This is a genomic window from Apilactobacillus sp. EABW-1NA (assembly GCF_030398685.1).
Lineage (GTDB): Bacteria > Bacillota > Bacilli > Lactobacillales > Lactobacillaceae > Apilactobacillus > Apilactobacillus waqarii.
On record NZ_JAPDKO010000001.1, the window covers coordinates 72,147 to 86,015 of the forward strand.

The following is a 13,869-nucleotide window of genomic DNA, read 5'->3' on the forward strand; positions in this document are numbered from 1 at the left end:
TTAGCAATTATTTGATAATCGCTTTGACAAATGTCTTGTTAGAAGTAATGTAAGCACTCTTACCAACATATAGACGAGTAATACCATGGAATTTAACCACTTTACGTACATGGAATACTTCTCCTCTGTACAATCTTCTTACTGAATTACGTTTAGTGAAAGTCTTACCAGTATGGATCAATACACCCGTAGGCTTGATTACACGATACTTCTTAAAGTGTTTCTTGTAGTAAGCGTTTTGTACTGCTGGACTTGCAGTTACTACAGCGCCATTGCTTAAACGGTATCTTGGGATACGGTTCTTGTAGTACTTCACACCGACTACTCTGAATACAGTTGAATTGTATCTTGCTGAGTAAGCATATTTTCTGATTCGAGTATGACGAGTGAATTTAACATGGTTATGCGTAAAGATAGTACCTACATTGTAGATGTATCTTGGCATATGTCTCTTCATTTCCTTCTTGTATGTTGCAACGTATGTGCGAGCATAGCTTTCAGAATGATGAGTGTAGATGTTCTTAGGAATTGCGAAGCGTTCTAGCGCTCTTCTAGTTCCGAACTTCTTACCATGAGCTCTTTGAATCTTGATTTCATGTTTCAAACCTTCCTTGAAGGTGTAGCTGTATAGCTTATCCTTGTTTAGAAGATCCTTAGCAGAAAGTTTCTTGTTCTTCTTAAGTGTTCTCTTAGCTGCAGCGATACCTTTTAGATATCCGTTGTAACCATCGACGAATGAAGCATCCTTAGTCTTAAGAATATCTCTATTTGCCTTAGTATTACCCTTAGCAGCAAGTCTCATACCAGCTAAACCATCTTGAGCAAGCTTGTAACTTGCCTTGTAGTATGCATTATTTGACTTAGAACCTCTCTTGTATAGAGCATCATAGAAACCAGACTTAGCTTCTTCATATTGTTGCTTGTATGCTTTAGCAATAGCTGGATCCGTGATTGTTGGCATCTTTCTGTTGTTCAAGAAGTCGCTAGGAGCTGAAGTATCAGTTGGGATACTTGCTTTACCCTTAGCATATCCGATACCAAATGCGATGTTGTAGTAAGCATCAGTTGAACCAGAATCAGTTGACTTACTGTTGTAACCGTTGTAGAAACCACTTAGAATTCCAGCGTAAGCATCACGGTAAGCAACGGGGTCTGAACCATCTGGAACTGGGATTTGACTTAGGTCAGCTGGTAATTGCTTGTTAGCCTTTGCATCAGCAACAGCTTGAGCAACAGCAGCTTGAGCAGTAGCTAGTCCCTTTTGGTAATCAGGATCAGTGCTACCAGTATTTGGATGACCTTCAGCAACATCTTGTAGGGCTAGTAGATATTGGCTAGCTCTTTGACGTCCAGCAACAGAAGATGGAGTATTTGAAGTTGCGTCCTTGTCGTCGACACCATGTAGCTTGTCTAGGAATGCGTTAGTTGCATCCTTGTAACCTTGTGATTGAGCCTTTTGAGCTGCACCATTTTGACCGTTAGTTGCGTCTGGTTCGTTTGCGTTTGCAGCGTCAGCACCAGCCTTAGCAACTTTTAGACCATCTAGGTATGCGTTCTTGAAGGCGTCACGGTAAGCAATTGACTTGTTACCTAGGTTAGCAGCGATATATGCATCGATATCTTGAGGCTTGATACTTCCATCAGTTGCAGCCTTGTTGTATCCATCGACAGTACCGTTGAATCCGTCCTTTTCAGCTTGAGGAGCAGCTACATCAGGTTGTTTAGTTGCGTCAGCCTTAGCTTCTGCAACACCTTTAGCAGCATCTTGGGCACCCTTCAAACCAGTTAGGTAAGATGGGTCTGTTGCGATTGGTTGGTTAGCATCGCTGACACGACCATCGTTGTTAACAGCATCTTCATGACCCTTTTCAGCACGTTCTGCAGCTTCCTTAGCAACTTGACCTAAACCAGTATTGTCACCTTCAACAGATGGAACGTCGTCAATAGCTTTACCCCCAAGGTAAGCATTAACACCATCAGTTGCAGCTTGGGCAACTGCAGCCTTAGCTTTTTCATAGTAAGCTTTGTAAGCTTGAGCATTAGCTGGATCCATGCCTGCAGCGGTTGGATCCTCCTTAGCATTACCGTTGTTCTTCAAGTAGTCATTGATAGCGTTTTGAGTGGCTTGGTAAGCAACTGAACCCTTATCAATACCATTGTGATCCTTTAATTCTGGATCCTTGTTTGCAAGAGCATCGTTATATGCCTTGTTTGCGTCAGTTCTTGCCTTTTCGTAAACAGCTTTAGCAAAAACATTTGGATCATATGATGAACCGTTATCGTTAGTGTCAGTAGCACCATTAGTTGAAGCATTTTGAGCATGTGATAATGCGTTCTTGTATGCGGCAGCATATACAGGATCCTTAGAAGCTAGTTGACTTGCTGTTAATGGTTGTTGACCATTCAATACAGCGTTGTATGCATCTTGAGTTGCGTGGTATACGTTACCAGCATCTGTATCAGCATTGTTACCAGCGTATTGAGCATCCTTAGAAGGATCGTTTGCTTGAGCATCAGCTAGAGCGTTCTTAGCATTTTCTAGACCCTTGTTAAATGCCTTATCTGCAGCAGTAGTTGCGTTTGGCTTAGCTAATGTTGAAGCGTTTGCAGTTGAGTTATTAGGGTTATTGTTGAACAATGCTTCAGCACCATCAGAAGCATTTTCCTTACCTTCAGCTAATGCCTTTTGGTAAGCAGCTTTGTATACAGGGTTGTTATCAGAAGTTGCATGATCTCCTGGCTTAGCATTGTCCTTACCGGCAACATCGTTAAATGCGGCGGCAGCACCCTTGGCAGCTTCATCTTCATTTACAGAACCTGAATTTGAACTTGCAGCTTCATCTGGGTTAGATTGTGCAGTTTGGTAACCTTTATTAGCGTCATCGTAACCTTTTTGGTTAGCAACAGCATCAACTGACTTATCGTTATTATCAGTGTTATGACTACCTTCTTTACCATCTGAAGCAAAGTTTAAAGCACCATTTTGAGCAGCCTTTGTAGCAGCATCTTGAACGGTTGCGTAGGCATCCGCATAAATTTTAGCATATGGTTTGAATTCATCAGGAACTTGATCAGTATTTGTAACCTTATCTAAACCATTCTTACCATCTGCTAATGCAGCCTTAGCGGCAGCAGCAGCAGCTTTAGCGGCTCCTTGTACATCTGGATCAGTTGATGTTTCACCTTGAGTAGGTTGAGCGTTGTCACCATTGTTTAGAACGTTGTCACGAGCAGCGGCAGCAGCCTTAGCCATATCAACACCCTTTTGGTAACTTGCATCTGGGTTACTTGAGAAGTCACCTGATGGGTTATTAATAGCAGCTTGGTAACCAGCAGCAGCTTGGTTGAAACCATTGCTGTGAGCATCACTAGCAGCTTGAGAATCTTCAGTTGGTTTAGCTGCAGGTAAACCTTGTGCAAAGTCTTCAACACCAGCATGTGCAGCAGCCTTAGCATCTGCATTAGCCTTGTCGTAAGCAGCCTTGTAAGCAGGACTTACGTTGGTTGGTTCGTTAGTAGCACCAGTCTTACCGTCAGCATAACCTGCCTTAGCACCAGCGTATGCTTGAGCAGCAGTGTCATCGTTAGGAACGAACTTACCATCCTTGGTAGTACCGTATTGGGCATCCTTGGTTGGGTCGTCTAACTTAGCATCTGCAATACCTTTAGCAGCCTTAGTAGCAGCATCGTTGTAAGCAGCTTGTTCCTTAGGTGTAGCGTTCTTGTAAACATTTGAGTCATCAGCCTTAGTAGCAGTACCACCGTTTGCAGCAGTATCTTGAGCAGCGTTATCTACAGCTGCCTTGTACTTGTCGTATGCGGCATCAAATGTCTTGTCGTATTGATCAGAAGGAGTAACACCTTGTGGAGTTGGGTAGTGACCGTTTACCTTTTCAGGTTTACCAGTACCGTCAGTTGCAGCATTGTATGCTTGTTGAGCAGCTTGGTAACCAGCAGCAGCAATACCAGTTGGTTGTTGTTCACCATTACCGAATGCGCTAGCACCGTTACCAAATGCGTCACCAGCAGATTCAATTGCTTGAGCAAATGCAGCTTGCTTCAATGGATCGTTTGGATACTTATCTTGTGCTGCTTGGTTAGCGGCGGTCTTCAAGGCGTCACCAGTCTTACCAGCGTACTTATCTGGGTTATTTGTGTATTCAGATTGACCAGCGTCAGCAGCAGGTTTGATGGCATCGTAAGCAGCCTTTTGAGCATCTGAAACTAAGCTTGACTTACCAGCATCTGGAGTACCATTTACGGCATCTTCAGCGGCTTTCTTGATTGCGGCAGCATCGTCAACACCTTGCTTGTATGCAGGGTTGTTACCTTGTTTATTAGTATCGACATTGTTTGCTAATCCATCATTCAAACCATCAAGAGCATCACTTTGAGCCTTGTTGTAAGCAGCCTTATCAGCTGGGTTATTTGGTTGTTGATCCTTGTTACCATTACCAAAGTCAGTTAATCCCTTAGCAGCAGCATCCTTAGCAGCCTTGTAAGCTTGAGCATAAGCCATTTGATCAGCAGGACTGTACTTGCTTTGATCTGTAGGATTGTCACCATTTGTATGGTTGATTGCATCGCTGTATGCGTTAGCTGCAGCAGTGTATGCATCATTCATGTCAGGCTTATTGTCATCGTTGTCGTAACCAGTTGCTTTTGCTAGGTCAGCATCCTGGTTAGGATGACCGTCAGCAACATTTTGACTACCTTGAGCAGCAGCGACAGCGTTTTGAACGTTTTGTGCTTGTTGTTTAGCAATAGCATAAATTGGTGAATTGCTCTTAGGATCATTTTGGTCTGAAGCAGGTGTTTGTGAACCATCCTTCATACCAGCTAATGCATCCTTGTAAGCTTGAACTTGATCAGGATCACTGAATTTTTGAGTTGCATTAGTTGGGTCAGTAATTCCAGCAGCAAAGTCCTTAGCGGCAGCTTGGTATGCAGCTTGTAGTTGGGTACCAGCTTGAATACCGGCTTGTTCGTTTTGATTTGAAGAATCTGAATTACCTTGCTTACCACTTAATACTTCAGCCATCCCCTTGTTAGTATCGTGCTTAGCAGCATCATATACAGCAGCTAATGCTGGGTCACTTGGACGAGCAGCAGCTGAACTTGGGTTAGCAATTGAATCTTGACCAGCCTTGTTAGCATCTACAGCATCTTGGATTGCCTTTTGGTAAGCAGCCTTGAAGTCTGGGGTTTGTGAGTCAAAGTCACTTGGACGGTAAGCCTTAGTAGCGTCACCCTTTGCAGCTTTAACGGCAGCAACGGCAGCAGCATAACCCTTGTAAGCATCAGCAGCTTGTTGGTTATTCTTGATGTTATCTGGCACGTTGTTAGCATCTGGAGTTGATTGTGACTTAGCAGCATCAACACCGGCCTTGTCAGCTTGTCCTTGAGCATAGGCCTTTTGGAAAGCAGGAGTCTTCTTAGCTAATTGGTCACTACTCATTGGAGTTGCGTCGTTTAGGCCTTGTGCGTAACCATTGTTAGCATCAGTAACACCTTGAGCGTAAGCCTTCTTAGCTGGATCAGTGCTGTTTAAATCAGAAGCAACATCTGCATTTTCCTTCTTACCGTTCAATGCATCATTTGCACCGCGAGCAGATTCACCGGCGGCCTTAGCATCGTTAAATGCTTGTTGGTCAGCTGGGTCAGAATTAGTTGGTGTAACACTTGAATCATCAGCCTTACCAGCGTTGTAACCCTTGATAGCATCGTTAAATGCATTCTTGTATGATTCCTTATCAGTTGCAGGAGTATTTGCAAGTCTTGGGTCACTGTCACTAGTAATTGGTTGTGGGTCAGTACCATTAGCAGAAGCGTTAGCTGCTTTGATTGCATCCATTGCATCCTTCTTAGCTAATGCTTGTGAGTTAGCAACCGCATATACAGGTGATTTATCATTAGCATCAGTTCTACCTTGAGCTCCGTCGGCAATTGCCTTCAATGCTTCTTGGTATACTGGGTCATTTGCGTTAGCTGGGTTTGAAGCATTTTCTGGTTTAGTAATGCCATTAGCATAATCCTTAACAGCAGCTTCGTACTTAGCCTTGTCGTTTTGACCAGCTTGTTGACCAGCTTGTTCGTTGCCATTATTAGCATCTGAAACTGGTTTGCCAGTTAATCCTTCTGCATAACCCTTGCTTGCATCATTTCTAGCAGCATCGTATACAGCGGCTTGAGCTGGGTCACTTGGACGAGCAGCAGCTGAACTTGGGTTAGCAACGGAATCTTGACCAGCCTTGTTAGCATCTACAGCATCTTGCATTGCCTTTTGGTAAGCAGCCTTGAAGTCTGGAGTTTGTGAATCAAAGTCAGTTGGACGATCAGCCTTAGTAGCGTCACCCTTTGCAGCTTTAACTGCAGCAATGGCAGCAGCGTAACCCTTGTAAGCATCAGTAGCTTGTTTATTGTTAGCGATACTTTGTGGCACGTTGTTAGCATCTGGAGTTGGTTGTGACTTAGCAGCATCAACACCGGCCTTATCAGCTTGTCCTTGAGCGTATGCTTTTTGGTAAGCTGGGGTCTTCTTAGCTAATTCGTCACTACTCATTGGAGTTGCGTCGTTTAGACCTTGTGCGTAACCATTGTTAGCATCAGTAACACCTTGCGCGTATGACTTTTTAGCTGGATCATTGCTAGTTAAATCAGCAGCAACATCATCGTTTGACTTCTTACCGTTCAATGCATCATTTGCACCACGTGCAGCTTCACCAGCTGTCTTACCAGCATTAAATGCGTTTTGATCAGCTGGGTCGTTGTTAGTAGCTGTGTCAGATGTGTTGTTCTTACCAGCATTGTAACCCTTGATAGCATCGTTATATGCGTTCATGTATGATTGCTTATCCTTAGCTGGGGTTTGAGCTAGTCTTTGATCACTTGGGTCAGTGATTGGTTGTGGATCAGTACCCTTAGCAGCATCCTTAGCGATTTCTGCTTGAGCATCCTTGGCACCTAATGCTTGTGAGTTTGCAACTGTGTATACAGGTGAGTTATCACTACCAGTTGTTCCCTTAGAAGCATCAACTAAAGCGAAAATAGCTGATCTGTAAACAGGATCTGACTTCAATGATGGGTCAGTTGAAGCATTTGCTGGGTCAGTAATGCCCTTAGCAAAGTCAGCTAAAGCATCTTCATATTTTTGTTTATCAGAAGCACCCTTTTGGTTACCTTGAGTCTCGCTAGCATTATTGCTGTCCGATACTGGTTTACCAGTTAATCCTTCAGCGTAACCCTTTTGAGCGTCACTTGCAGCAGCCTTGTAAACATCGGCTAATGCACCAGGAACTGGGGTTTGAGTGTTTGTGCTATCTGGAGTTAATTGTGAAGCAATACCTTGTTTAGCAGCTTGCTTAGCATCTTCTAACGCAGCGTTGTAAGCGTTGTTGTATGATGCAGGCTTGGTTGAATCATTGCTTTCAGGTAATGAATCTAAGTCTTTACCCTTGGCAGCCTTAACTGCAGCAATAGCAGCAGCAGCACCCTTAGCGGCATCTGAGTCATCAGGTTTACCGTTTTCAGCGCTTAGGAATCCAGCCTTATCGTTAGCAGCGGCAGCAGCACCTGTGTTGTACTCATCTGTGGCATTAGATGGCGCACTCTTGTCATGTAATGCGTCGGCGTATCCTTGTTTAGCATCGTTGTAACCCTTGGTAAAGTTAGAATCACTTTGGTTGTTTGCCTTACCATCTGTGAATGCCTTAGCACCTTGAACCTTTAGACCGTCAGCTTTGGCAGCTTCGAATGCAGCGGCACCGACAACATCATCCTTGATACCAGCAGAAGCGGCAGTAGCAGTTGGATCAGTGTTTTGGTAAGCCTTAACAGCAGCGGCGTAAGCCTTATCGTATACATCCTTATTGTTGGCGTTACCATCACTAGGAGCTAATTGGCTTCCAGTCTTTCCAGCCTTAATATCGGCCTTTGCTTGTGCAACGGCAGCTTGAGTGTCATCGTAAGCTTTTTGTTCAGTTGGTAGGTCATCGTTACCAGTAGCAGTATCAGGTCTCTTATCTGCAGTAGAACCATCAGTTAACGCTTTTGCGTAGTTGTAACCTTCAACAGCAGCGGCTGGAGCAGTTGGAGCAGGTTGGCCCTTCATTGCAGCTTCGTAACCAACTTTAGCAGCATTGAAACCATCTAATTGTTTACCAGTTAAACCTTGAGAAGCATTTGGATCTTCTGGGTTCTTGGCATTCTTAAGAGCAGCGATTCCTTGACCATAAGCGAAACCATCTTTGGTTGCTTGATCTGCGTTAGCTGGAGCAGAATCAGTTGGTTTAGCACTTTCACCTTGCGCTTTTCCACTATTAAAGTTGTTGTAAGCATTAGTGTAATCAGGGTCTTGGTTAGTTGATGAAGGTTGTTTAGCATTTTCAGCATCACTTACACCCTTGGCAATGTTGTAACCTTCTTTGTAAGCAGGTGTCTTGTCAGAAGCAGGTGTATCTGCACTATTTGGTTGGTTAGCAGCATTAGCACCGGCAGCGGCATCATCTTTAACGGCCTTGTATGCTTGACCAGCAGCACTGTTTGGATCATTTGGTTGGTTAGCAGTTGAACCGTTCTTGTAATCAGCAAGTGCGTTGTTTACTACAGGTTGAGCAGCAGCAAGTGCCTTCTTGTAGGCGTCTTGGTAAGCTAATGACTTCTTAGCTAGATCAGTGTCTGAAATAGGTGCCTTCTTACCAGCAGCAGCATCATAAGCATCCTTAGTAGCTTGATAACCATCTTGTTCAGCTTGTGATGGAGCTGGGGTAGTTGGTAGGCCTTGACCCTTAGTTGCTAAATCAGCACCTGTTTGCGAATCTTCCTTAGCTTGTTGACCTGCCTTGTATGCAGCTGTTTGGTTTTCAGGGGCAGTGTTGTTTGCACCATTAAAACCGTCAGTCGCTTCATCGTATGCTTTACCATATTCTGGATTAGTGTTGTTAGGATTCTTTGTAGCACCATTTAAAGCGTCAGCTGAACCCTTAGCAACGTTGTAACCCATCTTGTATGCAGGTGTTTGGTTTGCATCAGGTGTGTCTGCACTACCTGGTTGACTAGCAGCATTAGCACCGGCAGCAGCATCATTTTGAACCTTCTTGTAAGCCGCAGCATCTACACCATTACCTTGGGGCTTGTTAGCTGTTGTACCATTCTTATAGTCAGCTTCCGCTTGAGCAACAGTGTTGTTTGCATTATTTTGAGCGGCCTTATAAGCGTCTTGGTAAGGTAATGATTTTTGTGCTAGTTGATCGGCTGTTAGTGGAGCTTGTTGACCACTTGCAGCAGCATATGCATCCTTTGTTGCTTGTAGACCATCTTTCTTAGCTTGTGAATCTTTATCAGTAGGTTGTGCATTTGAATCGCTCATTGCTGCTTGTTGTCCAGCTTGTTCATCAGTCTTGGCAGCTTGACCTGCCTTGTATGCAGGTGAATTCTTTTCTGTATCAGACACTTGGGCATTGTTGAAACCATCTTTTGCATCATTGTAACCAGCAAGTGCTTGTGGATCTGATGGAGCAGCTTGACCACTCAATGCAGCTTGTTGACCAGCATCGTATTTTGCTTTAATGGCATCATATTGTTGGTTATATAAGGTTTGTTGCAATGGTGACATTTGGTTGAAAGGAGAATCGTTTGATGATTCTTTCTTACCACTTCTTACGTCATTGACAATTTGGTTGTAAGCAGTTTGACCTGCTTGGTAAGCTGATGGGTCTAAGTTGTTTGGATTGTTTGTAGTACCTTGGGCAGCTTCAACCATGGCTTGTTGAGCATCTTTATATTGTTGTTGAGCTTTATCGTAAACTTGTTGACCAGTTGGGTCTGTGTCAGCAGGTCTGTTAGTCTTGGTACCAGCAACTGCATCGTTAAGAGCTTGTTGTGCTGTGTTGTAACTAGCAGCATAGTTCTTCTTATAAGCAGAATCTTGACTACCGTTAGCAATCGAAGCAGCTGCAGCTGGACTTGCATTTGCAATGTCGTTTGCGGCTTGTGAGTTTGCTAAGTAATCTTGATATGCTTGTTGTAAACCTTGCATGAAGGCGCTTGGGTTAGAAGCCTTTTGATATTCTGGTAGTTGTTGAATCTTAGCCAAAAGGTCAGGTGTAAGTGTAGTAGGGGCCTTGGTTGGGTCCGTAATTCCTAATTGTTGTAGCAATTGAGGAGTTGCAGCTTTGTAACCACTCATTACACTATCGTAAACACCAGTATAATCGTTGTTCTTTTGATATCTTAATGGATCTTTTGAGTTGGTACCGTTTGTGGCATCAGCAATCGCATTGTTTAAACCATCAGTAATATCTTGACCTTTACCACTATTAACTTGAACAGTTGCGGCTGAATCTTGAGATAATACACCGTTTGAACCGGCTGAGTAACCAACGATGGATGAACTATAGTCACTACCACCATTAGCACTTGGTGTTGCAGTCATGTAGATACCATTAACACCATATCTCATGTAAATACCAACAGTCTTAATTCCATTAGCTTGATTAGCTGGAATTGTGAAGTTAATTGGAATTTGATTAACATTTGATGATGATGTTGCAGAGTATACGTTGTTATCAACAATATTTCCATTATCATCTTTAGCTGGGTTTGAGTATTGAACAGTCTTCCCGGTTGAATCAGTAGTTAGGAATGTGGTCATACCGGAATCATTGTAGTTAGTTGTTGAATTCTTATCAATACCAAATTGTAGGTAAACGTTTTGCTTAGCATAGTCAGAACCATCGTAACCAGCAACCTTAGCAATACCAGAAACAGTGATTGAACCATCGCTGTTAGTCTTAGCACTGATTGGGTTAGCGAAATATACAGAAGGAATACTACTAATGTCTAAGATTTGTCCACCAGAATAAGGTGTGTTATTTGTTGTCTTCAAATATTGATCAGTTGAAGTGTATTGACTTGATGGGTTCATTTGGTAGTTGTAGTAAATCTTACCATTAACCTTACCAGTGTAGGCGTTAATATTTCCACCACTAACAAATGGGTTGGTGTTGTTTCCATTACTGTTTCTAGCTGAACCAGCATCTAGGATAACGTGACTATCACCAGAGTTGTTGACAATCAAGTTACCGTAAACTAAAGGAACACCTGCACCAGAACCATCAGAAATAGCTGAGATTAAGTTACCACGATTAGCGACTTGAACAGTACCACCATTTAGGTAAACTAATCCACCACCAGACGCTGGAGCACTTGGAGCACGATTGTCACTGATATGAGCAACCTTAACTTGAATGGTACCACCATTGGTTGCTAAAACATTTGAACCACTATTTACATAAAGTAGTGCATTTGTTTGTCCATACATCTTAGGTGATTGGTTAGATTCAATGTTAATACGACCTCCATCAACACGAACACCACCATTACTACCTACATAGATACCACCACCGGCACCATATGCTGGGTAGGTGTTGGAGTAATCTGGCATGATGTTCAAGTTGGCGTTCTTGTTCACAGTCAAACTACCATTTTGAATATCGACACCCATAGGTCCTTGGTCAGCACCGTCGTCTCCACCAGTTGCGTTACCTCTAGGAATCAATGTCATACTCGAGTCTTCACCTAAGGTAAGATTACCACCACCAGAAATGTAAACAACGTTAGAACCAGTATTTGAACCAACTGAACCAAAGTAGTGAGCACCCTTGTTTAACACCATGTTGGCAATTGATAGGTTATTTTGGTTACCTGATCCTTGGGCACCTTGTCCCTTTAAGAACGGTGAATCGTAAACATCATCACGTTGGAAGACGTTCACATTACCATCAACATAAACGTAGTTACCTTTGGCTGACAAGATTTGTGAACCAACGTAGTTAACATTCTTGTAGTAAATTGCACCACCATTAGATAATGAGAATGGTCCAAAATAGTTAGTTCCATATAGAGTTTGGAAGTTTTGTACATATAATTGAGTATTACTAGTTGAGTTTGTATTAAATTTATACTGTTGACCAGACATATCAGCAATATGATTTTGACCATCAATCACAAAAGTTTTACCATCTGTAGAATTTACATTAACATCATTTTCTTGAGCTGTACTAACAGGATGTAAGTCAATATCATTTACCAACTTAATTGTGAAACCTTTGCTTAACAATGTTGAGTTATTCATAATACCGTCAAATTGCTTACCAGTAGATACGAACACAACGTTTTGTGCTGCTTGACTTACAACGTCATTGTATGCAGCGATGTAGTTCTTGTCTTGTTTACTTGAGGCATCAATGGCAGAAATCGATTGAACAGAGTTACCACCATTGAATTGAGCAGCGATAGCGGCCTTTGCCCCTAAGTATCCTTGATCGTATGGGTTAGTAGAACTAGTGTTAACGTTTGGATTATTTGTTAGATAGAAATCTTGGGTTTTACCCTTAGCAGATCCATCACCAATAACCCCTGTCCACTTACCTTTTTCGGCATCTACCATACCTTGTTTAGCAAGAGCTGCAGAAGTTGCGTACTTGTAAACGTCAGATAACGCACCATAGAATGCAGAATTATTGGTATTAACATCTGATTGTGAAGCTACCTTAATGTTAGCTGTACCAGATGTTGCATTTTGACCATTAATCTTAACTGAAGTGTTTTGTGCATTATTGAATTTTAGACCTAAGTCATTTTCATAGCTAATTACTGAGTTATAAGCATCGTTAGGGTTATCAGCTCCCCCCTTATTTGCTTGGTAACTGTCATTGTATGAACCAGTGTATGAAGCGGCTGCTGAAGCGTTATATGTAGCGCTTGAACCTTGGCCCCAATTTGATGTGTTAATGTTTGGTTTAACTGCAGCTGTTGATCCATTTCCTGAAGTGTAGGAAGTGTTAGCGGTGTTGTTGTAGTAGTTGTAATCTTGAGTACCAGTACCATTACCTTGAGTAGCATTTGAGTATGCATTAATGGCAACTTGAGCACCAGCATAAGCAGCACTGTAGTAAGCACCTTGATCGGTTGAGTAAGAAGCCATGTTGTTACCATTACTCATAACAACATCATTAATGGCAGCTGAAATCGCAGCTGAGTATTTAGCTTCATATGATGATCCAGCTTGGTAGTTAGCGTCTGAAGTGTTAGCACCACTAGCTGTACTACTGTTCAAAGCAGCATAAAATCCGCTACTTGCTTGGCTGTATGCGCTGTTATATGTAGATTGGTTTACATCTCCTACATTTGAAGCAGCTGACCTGCCTTTAGCGTAATCACTAATACCTGCACTTACGGCACTTGATGATGCAGCCACACTGTCATCATGTGCTTTTTGTGATGCAGCTACACTAGCAGCAGTTGATGCAGCTGAGTATGCTGTATCGTATGCGTCTTGGTGGTTTGCATAAGAAGCCTTTGACTTATTAGCGGTAAAATCACTTGAACCTGCGTTAGAAGCAGCTAAACTTGCTGAAGTTGAAGCTGAACTATACGCCGCATCATAATCTGATTGGAAAGCTGATAATGTGGCTTTTGATCTTCCAGCAGAACCATCTGCAGTACCTAGACTCGTAGCTGAAGATTGTTGTTCAGCTTGGTTTTCATTACCATTATCACTACTTGATGTACCTGATGCACCTGTTGTATCAGCATGAACAACCACTTGGGAAGTGTTTGTCATACCGTATGCAGACGCACCTAAAATAGCTAAGGTCGCAATGGATACAACAACCCATTGTTTCTTAACCTTTTTCATGACTTTTTTGTCATTTACTTTATTAAATTCATTTTTATTATATTGCAATATATCATCCCCTAAAAATGCAATTTATATATTTATACCTATCGTCTTGATTATGATACCACTCTTAATTTAAATTAAAAACTGTTTTAATTATAGAAGTGAAGTCTTAATATTTTCTTTAT

The 13,869-nt window shown here is 42.4% G+C and carries 1 protein-coding gene; it reads right to left on the reverse strand.

Annotated features, from left to right (window positions below):
- Positions 1-7 precede the first annotated feature (7 nt).
- Positions 8-13,747, reverse strand: a complete 13,740-nt coding sequence (locus tag OEZ61_RS00125) for a DUF5776 domain-containing protein (protein WP_290046499.1) — start codon at positions 13,745-13,747, stop codon at positions 8-10.
- Between the last annotated feature and the right edge of the window lie 122 nt (positions 13,748-13,869).